This window comes from Novosphingobium sp. (assembly GCF_965229225.1).
Lineage (GTDB): Bacteria > Pseudomonadota > Alphaproteobacteria > Sphingomonadales > Sphingomonadaceae > Novosphingobium.
In genome coordinates, this window is the sequence record NZ_OZ245867.1 from 1834437 (window position 1) to 1856557 (window position 22121).

Sequence of the window (22121 nt, forward strand, 5' to 3'; positions counted from 1 at the left end):
GATGACCCGCTGGCGACGATCCCCCTGGCTCACGCTGACTTTCAGCCGCGACCGGCCGCGCGATGCGGGGCACGGTCAGGCGGCCCGGTTCGCGTCGCTGATCCTGCCCCATCTCGACAGCGCGTGGCGCTACGCCCGGTTTCTGTGCCGCGATGATGGCGCCGCTGAAGATATCGTTCAGGATGCGTTCGAGCGCGCGCTCAAGGCAATCGATCAGTGCCGCGGCGATTCCCGGGCGTGGCTTTTCGCCATTCTGCGCAATTGCCATCATGACTGGGCGCGGGCGCACACGCGGGCGGCATCGACCGGCTCGGATGACGAACTGGCCGAACTCGCGGCACCAGATGATCAGCACAAGCTCGCGGAGATGGCCGAACTGCGGCAGATGATCGAAGCCCTTCCGGAGCCGTTTCGCGAAGCCCTGGTGCTGCGCGAGCTCGAGGAACTGCCTTATCGCGACATCGCCGCAGTGACGGAGGCGCCAATCGGCACGGTCATGTCGCGGCTGGCGCGGGCACGGCAGATGCTCGGCGTGTTGCTGCTCGATGGGGATACGCCGGACAGAAAGCGAGGAGAGGCATGACACAGCCTTGCCAGGACCGTGAGCTTGCCCTGCAGGCGATGCTCGATGATGAGCTCGACCCGCTGGCCACCGCCGCACTCGAAGACCACCTGAGAGGCTGCGCGGGATGCCGCGAGGCCTATGCCAAAGCCAAGCAATTGCGCCGCGCCCTGCGCGGGTCAGGGCTGCACAGCACTGCGCCAGCCCACTTGCGTGCACGGATCGAGGCACTGGCGGGTGAAGCGGTATCGCCTGCACGGCAGCGGCCGCGCCCCGGTGTCATGCCGTGGCTGGGTGGAGGTGCGATCGGTGCGCTTGCGGCCAGTCTTGCGCTTTTGCTGGCGGTGCCCACGGCAACCGCGCCGATCCTTGCCGACGAAGTGATCAGCAGCCAGATCCGCTCGCTCCAGAGCGGCCACCTGGTCGATGTTGCGACATCGGATCGGCACACGGTCAAGCCGTGGTTCAATGGCCGGATCGATTTCTCGCCGCCGGTCGTCGATCTCGCCCCGCAAGGGTTTCCGCTAGTCGGGGGCAGGCTCGATGTCCTGGAAGGCCGGACAGTCGCCACGCTGGTGTTCAAGCGCCGGCTCCACACCATCAATCTCTTCATCCGGCCCCAACCGGCCGGTGCACGTGATGCGGCGCTGGCCCGGCAGGGTTACGCGATCGAGACGTGGAATGCGGGGGGCCTCGAATACTGGGCCGTATCCGACATTCCTGCCAGCGAGCTCAGTAACTTTCATCGCATCTTTGCCGAAGAGTCGAGGAAATGACGATCTCTATCCGGCCGACCGTGCCTGCCGATGTCCCGCTGCTTCCCCCCATCGAGCAATCGGCGGGCGAGCTTTTTCGCACCGTTCCCGAACTTGCCTGGATCGCCGATGGCGACAATATCCCGCCGCAGCGCCATCTCGAACTGATCGCAGGCGGCGCCTGCTGGGTCGCTGAAGCTGAGGACGGATCATTGGCCGGCTTTCTCGCGGCACAACAAACGGAAGACGCGCTGCACATCTGGGAGCTATCGGTCCGTCAGGACCAGCAACGCCGGGGCATTGGTCGAGCGATGATCGGAGAGGCCGCTGCATTCGCGCGCGAGCAGGGTCTGCAGGCGCTGACGCTGTCCACCTTCGTCGGCGTGGCGTGGAATGAGCCGATGTATCGGCGTCTGGGCTTCATGGTGCTCTCGCCCGAGGATTGCGACGCCCGTCTGCAGGACATCCTGCGGAATGAGCTGGCTGCGGGACTACACAGCGAGCGACGCTGCGCGATGCGGATGCACATTGCCCGGGTCGCTGCCGCGTGATCACCATCCGCCGCGCCGGTCCCGCCGACGGCGCCCGCGTCGTCGAGATCTGGCGCGCGGCAGTCGATGCAACTCATGACTTCCTCTCCGCAGCGGACCGCGATGCGATCGATCACGAGGTACAGCACTGGCTGCCCGATCCACCGCTGTGGTTCGCGGTAGACGAGCACGACCAGGCGATCGCGTTCATGCAGATTGTCGATGCGGCGATGGAAGCCTTGTTCGTGCATCCGGCGCATCACGGATGCGGCATTGGGAGGGCACTGCTGAACCATGCGCTCGCACTTTCGCCTGCACCGGTCCTGACCGCCACTGTCAATGAACAGAACGGGCGGGCAGTCGGCTTTTATGAGCGGCTCGGGTTTCGCCGGACGGGGCGGTCCGAGCTGGATGAACAGGGGCGGCGCTATCCGTTACTGTTTCTCCGGCTGGACAGACCGGGGCGGGCAGGTGCGGCAGCAGAGCCGCTTGCCGAACACGATCTTGCGTTGGCAGAGATCGATGCACTTGAGGATCACCTCTACGCGCACAACCGGATGATGACCGGGCGCGACGATGCGCGCGGCCTTGCCTATGTCATCCGCGACGATGAAGGGCGCATCGCTGCCGCGTGCGCCGGCCATAGCTGGGCGGGGTGTGCGGAAATCAAGCAGCTGTGGGTAGCAGAGCACCTGCGCGGGCGGGGGCATGGCCGCAGGCTGCTGGCCGCGTTCACCGACGGAGCGAAGCGCCGCAGCTTGGAGCAGGTCTTTGTCACGAGCTACAGCTTTCAGGCGCCTGCGTTTTACGAAAGCGCAGGCTTTGAACGCGTGGCGGAGATTGCGGATTGGCCACCCGGTCACATCAATATCCTGCTGTGCAAGGTGCTCCAGCCAAAAGGCATCGCGCGCAATGCCCTGCGCGGATTCTCCAAGTTTCTGAAACTTTTGGCGAAGCCCGTGCGAAAGTGGGTGTGTCCCCCCATATTGGCTGGAGCCTCCCTGATGAAATTGCCCTCCCTCGCGCGGCGCGGTGCGCTGCTTTCTCTCCTTTCTGCAGCGGCGCTGGGCAGTCGTGCCGCCGCACAAGGACTGGGCGCAGCGACCGGCCCACGGCCTGCCATCAAGGCGCTGGCGTTCGATGGATTCACACTGCTCGATCCCCGCCCGGTCGGCGCCGCTGTGGCCCAGCTCGTGCCGGAGAAGGGAGCGCAGCTGGCAGCGGCCTGGGCAAACAAGCTGTTCGCCCTGTCCTGGCTCGAAACGTCGGCGGGTCGCTACAGCGGCTTTTCCGCAATCGCGGATGCGGCGCTGGACTTCAGCGCGCAGGCCATGGGCATCGACCTCACGCCCCAGCAGCGGCAGGCTCTCGTCGCGGTCTACGGCAGGCTTCCCGCTTGGCCTGACACGGCAGCCACGCTCGAGGCGCTGCACAAGTCTGGCGTGCGCCTAGCCTTCCTCTCCAACCTTGGCCCCGACATGCTGCTTTCCAACATGCGCGCCAACCGGCTTGACCAGTGGATGGATGCGCCACTTAGCACGGATCAGGTCCGCGCGTTCAAGCCTTCGCCGCGGGCCTATGCCATGGCTGAAGGGCATTTCGGGCTGCCGCGCGACAAGATCGGGTTTGTCGCCTTCGGTGGCTGGGATGCGCTGGGCGCCAAGTGGTATGGCTACCGCACCGCATGGATCAATCGTCTGGGCGTGACCGAAGAGACGCTCTCACCCCGACCTGATGCGACTGCGCGCGATCTTTCTGCAATCGCGGCCCTGCGCCAAATCTAGCGCGGCAGGGCGCCAATCGATGCGCGAAGCCGGGGTGCTGCGAAATCGAGAAAGGCGCGCAGCTTGAGCGGCACGAGCGGTGGCCCGGTGTGGACAAGGTGCACCGGGATCGGATCGCCGACGAAGGGCTTCAGGATTTCCATCAGCTGCCCGTCGCGCAGCGCGGTAGCGGCCTGGTAGGAAGTCATCCGCGCGATGCCGAGCCCGTTGCGCGCCGCCTCGACCAGTGCATCGGCGGTGTTGACGCCGAGCCGCGGATTGATGGCGAGCGCGCTGCCGTCGGCATCCCCGGCGAAGCGCCAGCTGCGCGAGGTGTGGAGCCCCTCGAAAGCAAGACAATCGTGATCGACAAGCGCCGCCGGGGTTTCGGGCGTACCGCGCCGCGCCAGGTAGTGGGGGCTGGCAACGGTGATCCAGCGCACCTCGCCAACCCGCATCCCGATCAGCCCGCTATCAGGCAGACGCCCCAGCCGGGCGGCGACATCGACATGGTTGTCGACAAGATCGATGATCTTGTCCGCCAGCACGAGCCGCACGTCGACCTTGGGATAGTCGCGCAGGAATTCGAGCACGATGGGCAGGATATGCAGCTTTCCGAAGGCGATCGGTGCGGTGACGAGCAGTTCGCCTAGCGGCTCACGATACTCACCCGCAGCGGCGCGCTCGGCCTCGTCCAGCTCGGCAAGCAGGCGCCGGACGGTGTGTACGAAAGTTTCGCCCGCATCGGTCAGCAGCAGCTTTCGCGGCGTGCGCACGAGGATCTGCGTGGTGAGGTGGTCCTCCAGCTCGGAAATCTTCCGGCTCACCGTCGACAGCGGCATGCGAAGCATGCGTGAGGCGGCGGAGAGGCTGCCGCCGTCGACGGCCGCGATCAGCGTGCGAAGAGCCTCGAAGCGGTCCATAAACCTTCCATTCAGCGGGAGATAACTTCCCGATCATAGCGAATACTCCGCAATAACGGAAGGATCTAGGTCGGCGTCGACGCTGGCACCGGCCCCGGTGTCCGCCCTGACAAGGATCGCAATCATGACCCAGATCACCTACAACTACACGGCCGTGAATGGCCGCCGGATGTTCTACCGCGAAGCCGGGAACCCTGCGCTGCCGACGATCGTGCTGCTCCACGGCTTCCCCACGTCGAGCTTCATGTTCCGCAACCTGATCCCGCTGCTGGCGGACCGGTTCCACGTGATCGCGCCGGACTACATCGGCTTCGGCCAGTCCGACGCGCCCTCGGCCCGCGAGTTCGACTACACCTTCGACAACCTCACCACGCATGTCGCGGGGCTGATCGACCAACTCGGCCTCACCTCCTACGTCCTCTATATGCAGGATTTCGGCGGCCCGGTCGGTTTCCGCCTGTTCACCGACCGTCCTGAGGCCGTGCGCGGCTTCGTGATCCAGAACACAAATGCCTATCTCGAGGGTGTTGGCGAGCCAGCCGCCAAGGTGTTCCTGCCGTTGTGGGAAGAACGCAACGCGGAGACCGAAGCGGGCGCCCGCATGTTCCTCGCAGCCGGGACGACGCAGTTCCAGTACCTCGTCGGCGCACGCAACGTGGCTGCCATCAGTCCGGACAACTGGACGCACGATCAAGCGCTGCTCGATCGACCGGGCACCGATGCCAATATGCTGAATCTGCTGGTCGATTATCAGACCAACGTGGTCGCTTACGAAAGCTGGCATGCCGCATTCCGCGCGTATGCGCCGCAGACGCTGATCGTCTGGGGCCGCAATGATCCATTCTTCACCCCGGCGGGCGCCGAAGCCTTCCGCCAGGATCTCCCGGAGGCCGAACTGGTCTGGCTGGATAGCGGCCACTTCGTGCTCGACGAGAACGCCCCGCAGGTAGCGGGCGAGATTATTCGCGCGTTTGCGCGCTGAGCCACCGTACGCCCAAACCCATTCGGAGAAAGTCCATGTTCAAGAAGTCACTGCTCGCCGCTGCCGCCATGGCGCTCGCCATCGGCTGCGCCGGATTCGCCACCGCTCAGGATGCTGCCCATCCTGCGCACGAAGGCCCGTCTGTCAGCATTCCTGCCGACCAGATCTCGTTCTTCAACTCGGGCGTGAAGACAGAGAAGGGCGAGCTTCAGGCTGGCCCTGCCTACGGCGATCTGCAACACGGCCGCCACGGCACCTTCATTCACATGCCGGCGGGCTTCGTCAGCCCCGTTCACACCCACACCGAGGATTACTTCGCGGTGGTGATTATGGGGATCGGCGCAAACCAGTTGCCCGGCGGCAAGATCATCCCGCTGCCGGCCGGATCCTACTGGTTCCAGAAGGGCGAGGAAGCGCACGTCACCCAGTGCCTTTCCAAGGAACCCTGCGTGTTCTTCATCATCCAGCCGGGCAAGTTCGACTACGTCCCAGTCCAGTAAGCCCTTGAGACCGGCCGGTGGCCTTGCTGGGCCGTCGGCTGACCCCCTATCCTGCCAAGGTTTACCCGACATGATGAGTTCGCGCCTGCGCCGCCCCGCGATCGCATTGCTGCTACTTCCTCCAATGCGGGGTCAGCAATGAGTGCGCGCGTTGCCCTCGTTACGGGGGCCAGCCGCGGGATTGGCCGAGCTGTCGCCTTGCGGCTGGCGCGCGATTTCGACCAGGTTGCGTTTGTCGGCCGTGATCTTGCATTGCTGGAGGAGACGGCAGCCGCCGTGCGCGAGGCGGGCGCGGCTGCGATCAGCATTACCCGCGATCTGCGTCGGCCCGATGCGCCCGCCGAAGTGGTGCGCAGCGTACTTCGAGAAACCGCGCGGCTCGATGCTCTGATCTGCGTCGCGGGGGCCGTACCGCAGAAGGATCTCTTCGCGCTCAGCGATGGCGATTGGGATGATGGCCTTTCGCTCAAGTTCCACGCGGCACGCCGCATGACCCTCGCCGCGTGGGATGCACTCAAGGCTGCCAGCGGGTCAGTCGTCATCACTTCAGGCGCGTCTGCTCTTGCGCCCAAGCCCGAATTTGCCGCGGTCGGCGTCATCAATGCGGCAATCATCGCGCTCGCCAAGGCCTTCGCTGAGCGCGGATTGCTTGACGGCATACAGGTCAACAGCCTCCTCCCCGGCGCGGTGCTGACCGACAGGCGCCGCGCGATGTTCCGGCAGCTTGCCGCCGTCGACGGGACCAATCCTGCCTCCGCTATGGCTGGCTTCATGGCCCGGACGGGGATTGCTCGGTTGGGAGAACCGGAAGATATCGCCGAGGCGATTGCATTCCTTGTCTCACCGCGAGCCCGCTGGATGACCGGGATCGCGCTTCGGGTCGATGGCGGCGAGACCAAGATGATATAAAAAGGACAGATGACTGGATTAGGGTAGATACCTGCCGAAGTTTGACATGGTGCGAATGACTGAAAAGTCCCACAATGCGGCGTTCCGCTTCCGGCAGCACGCGACCAGAATGCGACATTCCGGTGCCGTTGGGTGAACGTCCGCTGGCGGCCTGAGCTGACGATCCCGGCACCGACGATGCACAATTGGAAAGTCCCATCATCACGCGTGAGCCTATGTCGACAATCGACTTGCGAGGTTCCAGCACCAGCAGTGGCCGAGGTTGGCTGCAGTCAAGCCTGCTGATCGCCCAGCCAGGACGAAATGCGCGCTGCCTGCTAATCTGTTGGATCACAGGATTGCGGCTCGGTTTGTCCGACCCCGCGTTTCGCGCTGGCCGCGACAACCGTTGCCGTCATCAGAAGAGCTAGGTTCACGATCAGGAGTGGGCTGGGGCCCAGGCCTGAAACCACAAGATGTGCTGCCCCTGTGCATCCGAGCGCAGTGGCCAGGGCAATCCGCAATGCATGGTCGCAGGCAACGCGTGGCCAGGCTATCATACCACCTATCATTGCAGCCAGCGTCAACCAGAACAGCATGGCCAGCGGCACATCCGGACCCACAAGCCAGCGTGCCCATAGCGCGAACACCAGCACAAGCGGAGTTCCCCAGACCACGGTCTTCCAGCCTGCGGCAAGCCGCGTGACGCTATAACCCGCCCGTTCACGCTTGCGCAGCCACAGCGTGGTTCCGGTCGCAGTGATGGCGCACAGCGCAAGGCCCATCGCGACATAGGCAAGCGCCACCGGAAGCCCGGCGAACGTGCCGAAGTGCAGGCGATAGATCGATGCAAGGGCTTGGCGGCCCACTTCTCCGTCGGACAGACCGACCTTCCCGAGGTAGTCGCCCGCAGCATTGAAGCGATAGGATTCGCCGTAAATCAGGCGGCGGGGATGTTCGGCGAGGATCTGGATCCCCTGCCCCCGCGTGCCGGGATGATCGATGATGACAAACGTCGGCCGCACGTTCGGAATGCGCGCGGTCAGGATTGCCAGCGCCCGCGCGGTGTTTGCGAGCGGCGCGGGCACCGGATCTTCTCGCGGTTCCTCGCCGAAGATCAGGCCGTAAATTGCCAGTAAGTTGCCGCCTGCATCGCTGCGGGCAAGCAGCGCAACGCTTGCGGACCCGAGGCCGATCACCGCGCCGGTCAAGGCGATGGTCAGGGCAAAGGGCAAGGTCCAGGTGCCCAGCCGGTTGTGCCAGTCGGCACGCGCGATCCACGGATCATGGCGCGCGCGCAGCCGAAACGCGTCGCGGATAATCTTCGGAAGCGCGAGCACGCCGGTCAGCGTGATCGCGGCAAGGGCCACGCCGATGCCGCCAACAACGAGCATGCCCCAGGTTACCGGCAAAGTCAGGTTGATATGCAGCGCAAGGAGAAACTCGGTCCAGGCGTTCGCTTCGGGGGCTATCGGCTGGCCTGCGCCATCGACGTACCAGGAGGCGTGATCCGTCGTTACCGTGGTGCGCGGGAGGTCCTCGTCAGGCAGACGCACATAGAGGAACGTACTTGGCGATTTGCCCGCATCACGCGCCAGTGCGGCGGCTATCGCGGACTGGACGGCTGCAGGGCTGATGGCTCTTTGCTCCGGGGCAGCAGGCTGCTCCCAGCGCTGCAACTGCGGGGCCACGACAACGAGCGTGCCGCTGAGCGCGATGATGTAGAGCAGCGCCGATGCCAGCAAGGCGATCGCGCCGTGTGCGGCAAGGGCCCGCTGCGCGAGGCTGGACTTTTGCTGTCCTTCGGCGTTCATGCAAGGCTCCACAGCGCGAGTCCGGCTGCTACGGTCAGCGCGAGCGGACGGAGCATCCGGACCGGGCCGGGTTCGAGCATCTGCCAGACAATCAGCAGCGCCCAGATCACCGGCGCGACAAAAAGGGTGAACGCAACGCTGTCTGCACTTGGCGGCCCGCCTCCGCGCAACAGGGCCTGACTGGCATAGGCGAGCCACAATGCTGCACAGAACGCGCCGGGGACGACCAGCACGAAGACCGCAAGGCGGCGTGCGAGCGAGATATCTTCGCGGCCAGCGGGCAAAGCCGACTTTCGCAGTTCCCGTCGCGGTGCCCTATGTGCGGACCGCGCAGCTGCATGCAGGACGAGAGCCAGCGCGGCAACGATGCCCACGACGAATCCGGTCGCGATCCCCCAAACCCCGGAGTGAGCGCCCAGCATGGCGACAGTTGCGGTGCCGATTGCCCAGCCGGTCAGCGCGATGCCGCGGCTGATGCTCCAGCCAAGCCGCACGAGGCCGAGCGCCAGAGCCGCCAGGGCCCAGCCGAGCGGAAGCACCAGCGCTTCGCCTGCCACCGCGTCAGAACCGCACGGTAAGCGTGCCGAGCGCGGTCCTCGGCGCAGCATAGAAGCTCTGGCCAAAAGTGAGCGACGACAGATACTTCGCATTGGTTGCGTTGCGGACATTAGCGCTGAGCGAGACGTGAGGGGTCAGGGCATAGCTCGCCAGCAGATCGAGCACGACATAGCGATCCTGCGCGAGGATGATCGGCTGGCCAGTCGTCGACGAGAGCGCGCCGCTGTTCAGCGTGAAGCGCCCATTGTATTGAAGCGAAGCCCCCAGCCTGAGCGCCTGTAGCGATGGCGGGGAGTAGGCGAGGTTGAGCTTGGCGGTCGTGCGCGGCACGAACGTTCTCGCGGGCGTGCCGTCCTCGTTGCTGATCCGCATCGCGGTGAAGCCGGCGGTCAGTTGCAGGCCGGGCACCGGCGATCCGGCCAGTTCGAGTTCCACACCTTCGGACCTTGAATCCACCCCGATATAAATCGTGCGGCCCCGCACCGTATCGAACCCAGCCGCCTGCGCGGTGTTGTCCTGCTGTGCGCGGAACACGGCAGCAGTGGCCAGAAGCCGCCCTTGCGCCAGCTCTGCCTTGATGCCTGCCTCGAGATTGTTGCCTTCGATCGGATCGAGCAGCCGGTTGTTCGCATCGTATTCGGTCTGCGGATTGAAGATGGTGGCATAGCTTGCATAGACCGTCACGCGCGGGGCGATATCGAGCGTGGCCCCCACGAAGGGCAGGAACTTGCTGCGATTGTAGTTCTGCTCGGCGCCGTAGGACACTCCGGCACTGCGCGCGCGGGTGTAGTTTCCGCCCAGCATGAGCCGAAACGGTTCGGCAAGATGCAGACGGGCGAGGCCATAGACAGTTTCCTGCCGCCGGTTGATGTTCAGGCTTTCTGTGAAGGCAGGAAAGTCCGGTTCCGGGAAAGTGCCCGAAAACAGCTGATCCAGCGGTACCGAAATGCCGATGGCGCTGAAATCATAGGCCGAGTTCTGGAGATAGCGCTCGGCACTGCGCACGAAGCCGACAAGAACGTCGTGCTGGCGCCCGCCTGCCGAGACCTTGCCCGATACATGCGCGTCGATGGTCAGGTTGCGGGTGCTGCCAAGGAACGCGCCAGGATAGCTGAGAATGCCGAGCCCGGTTGCGCGTTCGGGATTGCCATAGACATAAAACAGCTTGTTGTTCTCGTTGTTGGCGCGGCGCAGGATGGTGAGCGTCGCGGCCCAGTCCGGGCCGAAGTGATGCGTGATATCGCCGAAAGCCTGCCGTTCGGTGACTTGCCAGCCAGCCCAGTCTGGCCCGGTGTTGTCCGACCGTGCGAATTCGACGGGCGTTCCATCCGTATGATAGAGCGGCACCCCGCCCCATTGGGCCGCCTGACTGCGGTGGTTCTGGTGGGCATAACCCGCGCTTGCAACCGTATCTGGGCCAAGATCGGCCTCGATGATGCCATACCCGGTCCAGCGCCGCAGCTGGTAGCGATCAAGGTAGCTTTCAGTATCAAGGTAGGCACCCACCGCGCGAGCACGCACCGACCCGCCATTGGTCAGCGGCACGCTGACATCGCCGTCGAGCCGCAGATTGTCGTAGGAACCATACTGCGCCGATGCAGACACGCGTGCATCGCGATGGGGTCGCTTGCGGATGAAGTTGACGACGGCCGACGGATTGCCAGTGGGCGATAGCAGGCCCGGCGCACCGCGCACCACCTCGATGCGGTCGTAGATCGCTGTGTCGAGCGAGCCGGTCTGGATGCCGAACGCAAACGGCATGCCCACGCCATCGATCTGGAATGTCTGGATATCGTAGCCGCGCGCCGAATAGTAGACGCGGTCGGTTTCCGCAGCGAGCACGCTGACACCGGGAACCGTCGCCAGCAACTGGTTGACGTCATTGAGTTGGAAGTCCTCGATCTGCGAGCGGGTGACCACGCTGACCGATTGGGGCGTCTCGCGCTGGCTGAGCGGCAGACGGGTGGCGGTGCGCTGCTCTTTCACACCGTAGTCCTCTCGACCTTCGGTGCGCTGACCGGTCACCACAATCGTTGCATCGCGCCCTGGCGCTTCACTGGTCGCTTCAGTGCTTGCGACATCTGCGGCCGAAGTCGTCGCCGGTGCAGCATTGTCGGCATTTCCGGGTGTTGCGCCAGCTGCTGCGGCGAGCAGAACGAAAGCAAGCGTTGGCATCGATGGAGTCTTTCAGGTCTGTTGCTTGAGGGCGCCTCGCCTATGCCAGTGACTATTTGCTAATGCAAATGATTCTCAGTTACATTTCATATTGAACGAACCGCCGTTTCCCGGGTTGTATCCCCACCCTGCTTGCCAGCATCGATGTTGAGGGGGTCGACGCAGCCTCACGGCAGCCGCCCGTTCCGATCCGCCGGTCCTCACGTCAGATCTCGCTAGCGGTCCGATCGACCGAATTGTGATCGCAATTCTCTCCCAACGGACCGTTCGCAGGGCGTCAGGTTTCAGCTTTGGAGCTGCCTCTAAACTCATATGGATGGCATGACGGGTTTGTCCCCGGCCCGGCGAAGTTGGCCCCTCGCCAGCAACGAGGAGCCAACGGTTCAGATCTCAGTATTCTCGGCGAGGGCAAGTGCATCCTCCACGTCAATTCCGAGGTATCGGACCGTATTCTCGATCTTGCTATGGCCGAGGAGGATCTGGACGGCGCGCAGGTTGCCTGTCGCCCGATAGATGATTGACGCCTTCGTCCGGCGAAGCGAGTGGGTGCCATAGTCACTTCGCATCAGACCAACCCCAGTCACCCATTCATCGACAAGCCGGGCGTACTGGCGGGTGCTCAGATGGCCGCTGTAATCAACCCGACTTGGAAAGACATAGTCGTCCACCGTGCCGCCGCGGCGTTCAAGCCACGCCAAGAGGCTGTTCCGGGCGTCGGGGAGCAGTTCGAATTGAACAGGTCTTCCCGTTTTCTGCTGCATGACAATCGCGCGCGTTCGGATCTGCCCACCGCTCACAAGGTCGCCGATTTTCATCTGCACGAGGTCGCAGGCACGCAGCTTGCTGTCGATAGCCAGGTCGAACAAGGCCCGATCTCGAAAGCGGCGGCGTTGATTAAGGTAGAATCTGATCTCCCAAATTTGCTTCGGCTTCAGCGCCCGCTTCGCTCCTACAGTGCGCCCAGCGTTCCAGACCTGGCGCTTGGGGGATGTGTGTTCGGTATCAGGCAATTCCATGTTCATTCTCCGTTGGCCAAAATTGGCCATCGGAAGAACGTCAGGTTGCCCCCGTAGGAAATGCTGCGAGGCTCCTGTCGACCAATCCCGGTCGCTTTCGACCGCCAAAATGTCAGTCTGCTTCGACCAAAAGCCGTCCAAGCGCTTTCTGACCGCGCTTTGACCGCGCCCATGAATGCTTCAGGTTGAAGACCGGGATGACAGATTCCCTAGCAACTTCATTTGCCCCCGCGATCCCGGTTCCCAGAGTGGGCTACTGGAATCAAAAATGTCGCCTCCGCCAGAGAGGCCATCACCTGCCCGGCAAGAGCTTCGCTTGGAAGAATGCGGTCAGCGCCTGGTTGAAAACTACGTGAAACGCTGCGCGATCGAAATTCGGCTCGTCCTGGCACAGAAACCGAGGTGTCTCGGCGTTACACGGTGCGAGAAACGAGAGATGGCTTCCGTTCGGTACGTTGTGGAAATCAATGTCTGAGGTGAGCAGGCGGCGCACGATAGCGGTGTTGCTGGCGTAGGGGACAGTCTGATCCGCTTCACCCGTCCACAACTGGACCGGGACTCTAACTTCCTTCAATCCGTTCGGCTCGAATGCGAAGCCTAAGCCGGGTGCAGCGATCACCGCAGCAGCAATTCGGTCATCATGAATGAACTGAGGCGCCTGATCCGCGGCGCGAGGCGCCAGGATCTTGCAAACGAACTCGGGGGATTTGGCGCAGTGGTCCGCCACCTGCGCGAGATCAGGTTTTCCCCCGATCGAGACAAGTGCGGTCGTCGCTCCCGCGGAAAAGCCGAAGATGCCTATGGCTTTGGGCTTGATACGGCTGTGATCCGACCACTTCTCAAGCATGTCACTGATAGTTTGGTGAACCTGCCGGGACCGATCAACAAACCAGGCCGACTTTCCGACAATCGAGTCGTCCTGGAAATTGTCCCCGGGATGCATCGGAGCGACCACCACAAAACCCGCAGCCGCCAATGCCCTTGCGGTATCGACATGGCTGAGAGGACCCGCTGCTGTTCCATGCGAAATGAGGATCATGGGCAGGCTGGTTCCGCTCGCCGGCGACCAGATTACAAGCGGGATCGGAGCGTGCCCCGGGTCCTCCGCAACCGACTGCTGCACCGTCACCGCATCAGTAGCAGAAGAATGGCTTTCCTGCTGCGCTTCGCCGGCAGATGGCGCAGCAATCGCGAAAAGGGCCAGCGCGCAAATCAAGTGCTTCATGTTCACTCTCCACCAATAGTCTGAGCCATGACATTTCTCAGTTTTCGAAATTTAGGCTCCGCCCGCTCAACCAATGCAAGACTGCTGATCGCAGCAGCTGCAAAGGCAAACAGAGAGCCAATCGCAAACCCGAGAATTGGAGCTTTCGGAGTGGACGCCGTGGTGAATAACCACCCAATCAACATTGCGCCTACGGTTTGTCCAACGACCCGCGCCGTGCCTTGCAAACCACCGGCAGCTGCACTGCGGTACGCCGGGGCAGTGAGAAACAGCGTTCGATTGTTCGGTACCTGAAAGAGCCCGAATCCCAGCCCGCATAGAGCCGCGCCTGCAGCCATCTGCGCGAACATGTTCGAAGTATGCAGCGTTGAGAGCAAGAGACCTGAGCCGAGAACGATTGCCCCCATGACGCAGACCATGGGAGAGCCGAAGCGCTCCGAAAGCCGGCCGGCGACCACGCTCGTCGCGGCGACTGTCAGCGGCCAGAGGCTCAAAATGGTTCCCGCGCCGAGCGGCCCGCTGCCAAGGTTCAATTGAAGATAGAATGGTAACGCGATCAGACCAGCCGATTGCGCCGTGAAACAGCAGATCGAGGCCGCAACCGAGATACGCAGAGGACGCACCGCCAGAAGATCGATCGGCCAGACCGGTTGCTTGGCATGTCTGCCCCTCAGAAACATCATTGTCGCCGACACGATCGCCAGCGCTGCGATCGAAATTGCCACCCAACCATGGTCCGCGCCGATCTGTGCCGCCACCATGAACGCGCAGCAGGTGCACGCGTGGAGGAAGAGGCTCGCGAGATCGATGTGAGATGCCTGGTGCTTGTCCACGGGCAAAGCCATTGCAGCGAACAGCGAAACGGCAGCCAGCGGGAGCTTGATCATGAACAGCCAAGGCCAAGGCGCGATTGCCACTATGGCTGCCCCGCAGAACGGTGCGGCCGCACCGCATACCGCGACAGTAAGCGCGTTCCAGCCAATAGCCATGCCAAGGCGGTCGGTTCCGAGCGCACTGCGGAGCAGCGCTACACCAAGAGCCATGATCGCTCCCCCTCCAAGGCCCTGAAGCACCCTGGCAATGAGAAGCATCGGCAAATTGACCGCAAAGGCGCAGCCAACCGACGCCGCCGTGAACAGTAGGAGACCGGCGATAAACACACGCCGTTCTCCGAACCTTTCTGCCACATGGGCGGATGGCAGCAGGCCAACGACCAGGGCAGCCTGATAGCAACTGACCGCCATAATGATCTGAGCTGGTGCGACGCCAAGGGATCGCGCCAGACTGGGCAATGCGACGTTGATCAGGCCCGCATCGAGCACAACCAGCGCCATCGCGGACAGAACCGCAAGAATGCTTAGGGCGTCCCGTGACCTCCACCGGCTCATGCGATCGGGGCGAACCATTCGCCATCCCGTTCGACAAACCGCGTGATTTGGTGATCGACCTGATCTTCGTGCTTCAAGTCACGCTCGGTGAAACGGAAAACGAGAGCCTGCGGCGTCAGGCACCGCGTGTCATGAATATCGCCGGGCAGATAGGCTCGAGCGTTCCCGGGTTTCAGGACCGTCGTCTCACGCCGAACAAGCCTGTCACCATCCGGACCGGCCACCCGAGCATATGTTCCAATTTCGAGCTCACCCGACTGCACGGCATAGACGACCCACGCGCGGCCATGGTCGTGGGGAGGTCGGTATAGTCCCCCCTGCTCGGCGTGAGCCAGAAGCATGAAACTGCCCGGCTCGCGGTGCAACTCGCGCGTTGCGGGGCGCTCCGCAACAAGGGTGGCCAGCCAGTCTTCGGCCTCGGGGCTGGCGGTCAACTGATCGAGATGATCTCGACACTGCCGGACAAGGCGAGTGCTTATCTGCCCCCAATCCGCGCGAACGGCAGCGATAAATCGGTCCAGGCTGCTATTAGTCATCATGCGTCTCCGATGAGTGCGAGACGCGCTTTACGCCGCTTCGGAACCATGCAGAAGACGCATTGGTTGCACGATATATTTGCGTTTGATGCACTATTGAGTTAGGGACCGGCACCGTGTCCCTGCCCGACTTCAATTTGCTTGTTGCCCTCGATGTGCTGCTCGCCGAGGGCAGCGTCGTCGGCGCCGCCCGACGGTTGAATCTCAGTCCTTCAGCCATGAGCCGTACGCTAACCCGGCTGCGCGAGGTAACCGGCGATCAATTGCTTGTCCGGGCGGGTCGAGGCCTCGTTCCAACACCGCGTGCCTTGGAAATGGCGGCAAAAGTGCGCGAAGTGGTCGAGGAAGCGACAGCAATTCTTCGGCCGACAGACAGGCTCGAACTCGCAACCCTGCGGCGGATCTTCACTTTGCGCACAAGCGACGGATTTGCCGAAACCTTCGGACCCCAGCTTATCGCTCAGGTCCAGCAAGAAGCGCCCGATGTGCAACTACGCTTTGTGCGCAAGCTGGATAAGAGCAGTGAAGGCCTGCGTGACGGAAGCATCGATCTGGAGACGGGCGTGGTTTCCGGGACCCTAGGCCCGGAGGTCCGGTCGCAGGCGCTTTTCACCGACCGCTATGTTGGAGTGGTTCGCGCGGACCACCCGCTCGCCGGAAAGATCGTCCAACCCGCCGACTACGTCGACTGGTGTCATGTTGTCGCATGGCGGCAAGGGCTGAATCTTGGGGGAATAGACGATCTCCTTGCCGCTGCGGGACTTCATCGCACGATCGTTGCAACCGTTGATGGTTTCTCGGCAGCCCTTGCGTTGGCAAGAGACACCGACCTGATCGCCACCGTTCCGGAGCGGCATACTGCTGGCCTGAGGTTCGCTTTGGCGACCTTCGAGATGCCTGTTCCGCTTGAGCCGTTTACCGTTGCCTTGCTGTGGCATCCACGGCTCGATACCGACCCGGCTCATCGCTGGTTACGCGAACTCGTGCGCCGCATTTGCCGAGCATCCGACTAATGCATCGTTCAACTCTTGATTCTCTTTCCACCACAATGCCGCAGTTGATGAGACGACTCCGTCGTTGTCACGATTCGCGCCCCGAAAGACACCAACCGAGAGTCGGGTTTTGGCAACGAACCCGCCGCTGTGGACATCGCGAGGGAATGGCAGCTTTGTCCCAAAACTCGGAGACTGGCTTCAGCTGCAGTCGACCAGATCTCGGCAGTCAGCAATTTGCCTCCTCGCCTGCTCGCTAAATCCCTGGCACAAAATCTCCGGTCAGCTGCTGGCAAGGCTCACTTTGGTAACCGCCAGACTTGATGATTGGCAAAGTCGGTCGTTACCACAAAGCGCCGCAAGATCGATGTACCGATGTTCATATCGGTTGCGCCCTCTCCAACGTCGACGATGACGGGGATGTCCACGAAGTTTTTCGGGCCAATACTCAAGGCCTTGAGAATGAAGTGCACGCGCTCCGCTTCGCCGCCGGTCCCGCCGCCGCGGCTCTTGCCCATCGCACGGCCATCGTTAAACGCACCAATGTGCGCGGCGAACGCGCGGCTGACCATCGGATTGCCGCCATTGCCCAGATCGATGGTCGCTTCGGCACCGTGTCCCTCGGCGTTGACGATGATGGTCTCGACGCCGAACGCTGTCTTGAGCGGAAACAGGAGACCTCTTGCCGGTTCATCCGGCGCAAGCGGTCGAAGCCGCCGGGCATCAATGTCGATTTCCAGCCGCACCAGATCAAAATAGTCGCGCCCCAGAATGACGTCGATCGGAGCACCATTGAGGCGCCGGGATACATCGCCAAGATCGATGGCGGCGGCAGGACCGGTGTGCCGGATTATCCCGGGCGCGGTCATCGTCACGGCCTCGATCAGTTCTGCGCCAACTTTCCCGGCACCCGATCCCTTGGCATCGACTTTGGTGCCTCCCAGCAAATCCAGTCTGCGCGCAAAGGCGCGGTCGAGCAGCGTCAGTTCGGCAGCCGAGTCCAGCAGCGCCTGAACGCGATGGCCGTTGATCTCGGCAGGGATGAACAGCCTGTGCCTGCGGATGGTCATGGCTGTTGCGCCACCCGTGCCGGCACGCGCCGAACCCGGCAGGCCAGCGACGAGACCTGCCAGTGCACTTAGGACAAACTGTCGACGGTTTGCTCGCATTCCCGTTCGCCACTGCGCTAGCCCCTAGTTTCCTACGGAACCGGCAGGGCTGACAAGCTCAATCGCGACCCCGATGAAGAGCCAGTTCGGCGAGGACACCCTTTATGGCGATCCGCTGCGGCGGGAACCTGTCCTTCGCGCGGAGGACGTAGAACGCGGCAAGTTCCGGCCTCAGTGTGTGTCCTGTCGGCATGGCGCAATCACGCGCGCCGTCAGCCGCGCCCGGCACCTTGGGCGGAAACGAAGTCTGCATGGTCATGAAGCTTTCCTCTCAATTCGATGCAGGTCTCCTGCTGCAAGAACGGCTTGGCGTGAAATGCCGCGACCGCATCGGATCGATAGGGACTGAGCAAGCTGGACGCCGGGCAATCAGCATTGTGCATGGAACCTATTCTCCAACAGCATTTGAGCGAGCACGGAACCGGTGGGAGACGTCAGGCGATCAATTGCATTGAAGGGGACTTCCTGATGACCGCTCGATTTCGCCCTGTCCTCGTGCTCATGGCTGCGGCCCTTGCGGCGGGCCCCGGCGCGGCCACTGCTCAGACCGCTGCGCCTGCAGCCAGCCAGTCGGCTGCGCCCGCGACTGGAGTCGTCCGCCTCAAGAGCGCGAACAACTTTGACGAGACCTTAGTCCGCTTGAAGGCGGATGTGCAGGCCAAGGGCATCCGCTTCTTCGACACGATCGACCAGTCCGGGCTTGGCGCACAGGCCAATCTCAAGACGGCACGCTCCACGCTGGTGCTGTTCGGCAATCCGCCGCTGGGCGTGCAGTTCCTTCAGTCGAACCCCTACGCCGGTCTCGACTGGCCTGTGCGCATGCTGGTGGTGGAACAGGCTGATGGCAGTGTCTGGGTGGCCTGGAGCGACTTTGGCTTTATCGCCAAGCGCTATGGCATCACCGACAAGGATCCTCAGTTCAAGATGGCGAGCGAGGTGGCCATGTCGATCGCAAGCGCCGCGACCAACCCCTGATGCCATGACGGGAGCGGGGAACAGGTAATGACGGGCGGGCTCGCCGATCCGGCACATCCGGTCATCCTCGTCGTGGCGTTGCTCTGCGCCGCGGTGATGGGGTTTTCGATCCAGCATGGCGGGACCTGCATGGTCGCGGCAGTTGGACAAGTGCTCTCCGAACGCCGCCTCGGACGGCTGCTCGCCCTGCTCGAATGCAGTTTGTGGGTGGCGGCGCTGGGGGTGGCGGTACGTGCGGCTGGGCTGCGCTTTGCCGCCAGCCCCGAATATCCGGCCAGCCTCGGTGTCGTGTTCGGTGGCGCCCTGCTCGGGCTCGGAGCATGGCTCAACGAGGCCTGCGTATTCGGGGCTATAGCGCGCATCGGGAAAGGCGACCTCCATTTCCTGCTGACCCCGCCGGGCTTCTTTCTGGGGAGCTTGCTCCACGCCCGGTTTGCCGGCGCCTTCGCCGCGCCTTCCATGGCGGCGCCGATCTCGCTTCCCGTTGCTCTTGCCCTCTCGCTGCTGTTCGCTGCAAGCCTCGCAGCAAGCGGTCGGCAGATCCTGGCAGTGCGCCGTGCCGAAACGCCGATTGCGGGCGTTTGGGACTATCGCCATGCCACAATCGCAATCGGCATCACGTTTGTGGTGCTCTGCGTCGCCGCTGGCCCCTGGACCTATACCGAGGCGCTCGGCCGGGCGGCGCACAGCGGCGCACTGCCCGGTTCCAGCACGATCCTGCTCCTCTTCGCGCTGATCGGCGGCGCGATAGCCGGTGGCTGGAGAACGGCGGCGTTTGCGCCGTTCTCAGTGCGCCGCTCGCTCACTTGCCTTGCCGGGGGAGCCCTGATGGGTCTCGGCGGCGCGCTGGTCCCTGGTGGCAACGATAACCTCATTCTGGCCGGTCTGCCCGGGCTGCAGCCACATGCCTGGCTTGCGATAGCGATGATGGTCGTCGGCATCGCGACGGGCTTGCTCGCCGGCCCGAGATTGCGCAGATTGCGACTCGCTGGTCCGATCCTTCGCAAGAATCAAGCCTAGTCCGGGGATTTGGGGGAAGCGACACCATGGAGATGCAACAGGTCCGCTACTTTCTGGCAGTAGCCAAGACACTCAATTTCACGCGCGCGGCGGAGGCCTGCAATGTCACGCAGCCGGCGCTGACCCGCGCGATCAAGCAGCTCGAGGATGAGCTGGGCGGTGAACTGATTCGCCGCGAAGGTCGGCTCAGCCACCTAACCGACCTCGGCACGCGGATGTTGCCGCCGCTAACCCAGTGCTACGAAAGCGCGCTGGGTGCCAAGGCCCTCGCCGCCAAGGTCAAGGCTGGCGATATTGCGACGCTGGCAATCGGCGTTTCACTGACGCTCGATGTCGAAGTGGTGCTGTTCGCCTTATCCGAACTTCAGCGTGCTTTCACAGGGCTCCAGCTGGTGATCCGGCGGGGTGGTGGCAAGGAGATTGCCGAATGGCTCAAGTCCGGTGAAATCGAGCTCGCGTTCGGTGGTCCCCTGGGAGACAGCTGGGACCGGCTCGATACCTGGCCGATGTTCAGCGAGTCCTTCGATCTGGTGATCGCCAACGACCATGCCCTTTCAACGATCAACGACGTCGAGCTGCAGGTCGAACTCCTGCAGCGCTCGCGTTTGCTGGTCCATGCGCAGGAAGACGGGTCCGAACTCAGTCCAGCTTCGCTTGAAGCATCCGGGATTCGCTTTGAAGATGCGCATCAGGTCACGTGCAACCGGGACCTCGAAACACTCGTCGAAGCGAAGTTCGGTATCGCGATCCTGCCGCGCAGCAGTTTCCGTTCGGGCGGCCTGCGACATATGCCGTGCCCCGGCCTCGACTTGCGCAGGACGGTCGCCGTCTACTCGATTGCAGGTCGGGCCCGTTCGCGCGAGGCGACGGCGCTGCTGGGTCTGGTCCGGTCTGCCGATTGGGAGGCGCGGCTAGCCAGCTAGCTTCGCCACTGCCTCCAGCAGAACATCCACGTCCATCCTGCGCCGATAGTTGGGATCGACGTGCCGCGCTCGAACAATGCCGTCCTGATCGAGCAGGAAAACCGCCGGAACCGGCAGAACCCAGCGTCGTCCACCCTGGAAATCGGGGATCCGCTTGCCCGACTTTTCAAGCAGGTCGCGCAGCGGTGGTTCGATGGTGACAGCCAGCCCGATCGTCTCGGCATAGGCGGCGTCGACATCGCTCAGGAACGGAAACTGTGCACCGGTTTCTGCTCGGATCCGGCGAGTGAAGCGCTGGGTTTCAGCAGAGACTGCGACGATCCTCGCTGGCAGAAGCCTGCTGTGCAGCTCGGCAAGAGTGGACAGCGTCGCGTGGCAGTAGGGGCACCAGTGGCCGCGGTGAATCACCAGGACCAGTGGCCCTTGCCGCAACAACGCATCAAGCGAGGTCAGCCGGCCATCCTGATCGGGCATGATGAAGAACGGCAGCGCCTCTCCGGCCGCGGGTGTGTCATCGCCGATGCAGGCGGCTTTCAGCCGGGCAATGAACCGGTCAACCACCTCGGCGCCGTCCGGGTCGCGGGCGCGCAGGTCGGCGGCGATGGTGTCCAGCCGATCATTGAGGGAAGGCGCATGTTGACCGAACCTGAGCGGGCTCTTTGCAGATCGAGTTCCCTTGCCCGGTTCAATTGGCAAGCGCCCGCACTCCTGCAATGATCGCATCCAGTTCCATCCGGCGGCGATAGTCCGGATCAACATGGCGCGTCCGCACGATGCCCTCGCGGTCGAGGATGAACACGGAAGGGACCGGCAGGATCCAGGCCGAACCACCCTGATAGCCAGGGATGTCCCAGCCGGCCCCCGCGATCATCGCGGCCATCACTTCGTCAACCCAGATCGCCAGCCCGGCGGTCAAAGCGTAGCCGCCGTCGAGGTCGGTCAGGAAGGGAAACCGGGCGCCGGATTCTGCGCGCAGCTTCTGCGTGTACTGCTGGCGCTCGGCCGAGATGGCGACGATCTGTGCATCGCCAAGGCTATCCTGAATTTCAGCGAGGCCGACCATGTTCATCCGGCAATAGGGGCACCAGTGCCCCCGATGAAACGCGAGGACTGCCGGGCCCTGCTCGAGAATGGTGTCGAGCGAGACGAGGCTGCCGTTCTGGTCGGGCATGGTGAAGCGCGGCATCTGCTGCCCCACTTGCGGAGCGCCGGTACCGGCTTGCGCTGCCTGGAGCCGGTTCACGAACGTATCGACCGCGCTCGCGAATTCCGGACTGCGGGTGCGCACCTCTTCGGCGATCGCGCGCAGCCGGTCGGCGAGCGGCCAGTCCTTGTCCCTGACTTTCCGAAAGGTTTCGTCGAGCGCCGCGACCAGAGGATGGGTCATGTTCTACTCCTGTAGACCCGCACTTTATGCGGATCGCACC

Annotated in this window: 23 protein-coding genes; 11 read left to right on the forward strand and 12 right to left on the reverse strand. The window is 63.3% G+C overall.

Going from position 1 to position 22121, the window contains the following annotated elements; all coding sequences use genetic code 11:
- Position 1: 1 nt before the first annotated feature.
- From ACO06X_RS08335 to ACO06X_RS08350, 4 genes are read left to right on the forward strand one after another with little or no spacing between them, the layout of a single operon-like run.
- A complete protein-coding gene (locus ACO06X_RS08335) occupies positions 2–583 on the forward strand; it encodes a sigma-70 family RNA polymerase sigma factor (protein ID WP_421839456.1) in 582 nt (193 codons plus the stop codon).
- The gene (locus ACO06X_RS08340; RefSeq protein WP_421839457.1) at positions 580–1338 is read left to right on the forward strand and encodes an anti-sigma factor family protein; all 759 of its coding nucleotides are present in this window, start codon (positions 580–582) and stop codon (positions 1336–1338) included. The genes ACO06X_RS08335 and ACO06X_RS08340 overlap by 4 nt, the downstream gene beginning before the upstream one ends.
- A complete protein-coding gene (locus ACO06X_RS08345; RefSeq protein WP_421839458.1) occupies positions 1335–1868 on the forward strand; it encodes a GNAT family N-acetyltransferase in 534 nt (177 codons plus the stop codon). Before ACO06X_RS08340 ends, ACO06X_RS08345 begins: the two co-directional genes overlap by 4 nt.
- Positions 1865–3631, forward strand: coding sequence for an acetyltransferase (locus tag ACO06X_RS08350; protein WP_421839459.1), 1767 nt, complete (start codon positions 1865–1867; stop codon positions 3629–3631). Before ACO06X_RS08345 ends, ACO06X_RS08350 begins: the two co-directional genes overlap by 4 nt.
- Here the strand turns inward: ACO06X_RS08350 and ACO06X_RS08355 are convergent.
- Positions 3628–4533 carry a LysR family transcriptional regulator gene (locus ACO06X_RS08355; RefSeq protein ID WP_421839460.1) on the reverse strand — a complete coding sequence of 302 codons (906 nt, stop codon included), beginning with the start codon at positions 4531–4533 and terminating at the stop codon, positions 3628–3630. The genes ACO06X_RS08350 and ACO06X_RS08355 overlap by 4 nt on opposite strands.
- A gap of 124 nt (positions 4534–4657) precedes the next feature.
- On the opposite strand from ACO06X_RS08355, the gene ACO06X_RS08360 reads away from it, so the two are divergent.
- From ACO06X_RS08360 to ACO06X_RS08370, 3 genes are all read left to right on the forward strand, one after another.
- Positions 4658–5515 carry an alpha/beta fold hydrolase gene (locus ACO06X_RS08360; protein WP_421839461.1) on the forward strand — a complete coding sequence of 286 codons (858 nt, stop codon included), beginning with the start codon at positions 4658–4660 and terminating at the stop codon, positions 5513–5515.
- Between the two features lie 35 nt (positions 5516–5550).
- Positions 5551–6015 (forward strand): DUF4437 domain-containing protein, encoded by a 465-nt coding sequence (locus ACO06X_RS08365; RefSeq protein ID WP_421839462.1) that lies wholly within the window; start codon positions 5551–5553, stop codon positions 6013–6015.
- 138 nt (positions 6016–6153) lie between these two features.
- Positions 6154–6924, forward strand: coding sequence for an SDR family oxidoreductase (locus ACO06X_RS08370; RefSeq protein WP_421839463.1), 771 nt, complete (start codon positions 6154–6156; stop codon positions 6922–6924).
- Positions 6925–7241: 317 nt separating this feature from the next.
- Here ACO06X_RS08370 and ACO06X_RS08375 read toward each other — a convergent pair whose 3' ends face one another.
- From ACO06X_RS08375 to ACO06X_RS08405, 7 genes are all read right to left on the reverse strand, one after another.
- Complete coding sequence (locus ACO06X_RS08375; protein WP_421839464.1) at positions 7242–8717, reverse strand: PepSY-associated TM helix domain-containing protein; 1476 nt, start codon at positions 8715–8717, stop codon at positions 7242–7244.
- Positions 8714–9274: a hypothetical protein gene (locus ACO06X_RS08380; protein WP_421839465.1), complete on the reverse strand. Its 561-nt coding sequence runs from the start codon at positions 9272–9274 to the stop codon at positions 8714–8716. Before ACO06X_RS08380 ends, ACO06X_RS08375 begins: the two co-directional genes overlap by 4 nt.
- 4 nt (positions 9275–9278) lie before the next feature.
- Positions 9279–11450 carry a TonB-dependent siderophore receptor gene (locus ACO06X_RS08385; protein WP_421839466.1) on the reverse strand — a complete coding sequence of 724 codons (2172 nt, stop codon included), beginning with the start codon at positions 11448–11450 and terminating at the stop codon, positions 9279–9281.
- Between the two features lie 383 nt (positions 11451–11833).
- Complete coding sequence (locus ACO06X_RS08390; protein WP_421839467.1) at positions 11834–12466, reverse strand: tyrosine-type recombinase/integrase; 633 nt, start codon at positions 12464–12466, stop codon at positions 11834–11836.
- Positions 12467–12758: 292 nt separating this feature from the next.
- On the reverse strand, positions 12759–13691 hold the full coding sequence (locus ACO06X_RS08395; RefSeq protein WP_421839468.1) for an alpha/beta hydrolase family protein: 933 nt from the start codon (positions 13689–13691) through the stop codon (positions 12759–12761).
- Between the two features lie 2 nt (positions 13692–13693).
- On the reverse strand, positions 13694–15025 hold the full coding sequence (locus tag ACO06X_RS08400; RefSeq protein ID WP_421839469.1) for an MFS transporter: 1332 nt from the start codon (positions 15023–15025) through the stop codon (positions 13694–13696).
- 50 nt (positions 15026–15075) lie between these two features.
- Positions 15076–15615, reverse strand: coding sequence for a hypothetical protein (locus ACO06X_RS08405; protein WP_421839470.1), 540 nt, complete (start codon positions 15613–15615; stop codon positions 15076–15078).
- Between the two features lie 116 nt (positions 15616–15731).
- On the opposite strand from ACO06X_RS08405, the gene ACO06X_RS08410 reads away from it, so the two are divergent.
- Positions 15732–16628 (forward strand): LysR family transcriptional regulator, encoded by an 897-nt coding sequence (locus ACO06X_RS08410; RefSeq protein WP_421839471.1) that lies wholly within the window; start codon positions 15732–15734, stop codon positions 16626–16628.
- 278 nt (positions 16629–16906) lie between these two features.
- Here ACO06X_RS08410 and ACO06X_RS08415 read toward each other — a convergent pair whose 3' ends face one another.
- Together ACO06X_RS08415 and ACO06X_RS08420 are read right to left on the reverse strand one after the other, a co-directional pair.
- The gene (locus tag ACO06X_RS08415; protein WP_421839472.1) at positions 16907–17677 is read right to left on the reverse strand and encodes a retropepsin-like aspartic protease; all 771 of its coding nucleotides are present in this window, start codon (positions 17675–17677) and stop codon (positions 16907–16909) included.
- A 157-nt stretch (positions 17678–17834) separates the two neighbouring features.
- Positions 17835–18035, reverse strand: a complete 201-nt coding sequence (locus ACO06X_RS08420; RefSeq protein WP_421839473.1) for a hypothetical protein — start codon at positions 18033–18035, stop codon at positions 17835–17837.
- Positions 18036–18244: 209 nt separating this feature from the next.
- Between ACO06X_RS08420 and ACO06X_RS08425 the strand changes: the two genes are divergently transcribed.
- From ACO06X_RS08425 to ACO06X_RS08435, 3 genes are read left to right on the forward strand one after another with little or no spacing between them, the layout of a single operon-like run.
- Complete coding sequence (locus ACO06X_RS08425; RefSeq protein ID WP_421839474.1) at positions 18245–18751, forward strand: DUF302 domain-containing protein; 507 nt, start codon at positions 18245–18247, stop codon at positions 18749–18751.
- Positions 18752–18778: 27 nt separating this feature from the next.
- A complete protein-coding gene (locus ACO06X_RS08430; protein WP_421839475.1) occupies positions 18779–19771 on the forward strand; it encodes a YeeE/YedE thiosulfate transporter family protein in 993 nt (330 codons plus the stop codon).
- Positions 19772–19797: 26 nt separating this feature from the next.
- Entirely contained in the window at positions 19798–20694 is an 897-nt protein-coding gene (locus tag ACO06X_RS08435; protein ID WP_421839476.1) for a LysR family transcriptional regulator, read from the forward strand.
- On the opposite strand, the gene ACO06X_RS08440 is transcribed toward ACO06X_RS08435, so the two are convergent.
- Both ACO06X_RS08440 and ACO06X_RS08445 read right to left on the reverse strand, forming a co-directional pair.
- Entirely contained in the window at positions 20683–21390 is a 708-nt protein-coding gene (locus ACO06X_RS08440; protein WP_421839477.1) for a peroxiredoxin-like family protein, read from the reverse strand. The genes ACO06X_RS08435 and ACO06X_RS08440 overlap by 12 nt on opposite strands.
- Positions 21380–22081: a redoxin domain-containing protein gene (locus tag ACO06X_RS08445; RefSeq protein WP_421839478.1), complete on the reverse strand. Its 702-nt coding sequence runs from the start codon at positions 22079–22081 to the stop codon at positions 21380–21382. Before ACO06X_RS08445 ends, ACO06X_RS08440 begins: the two co-directional genes overlap by 11 nt.
- Positions 22082–22121: the final 40 nt, after the last annotated feature.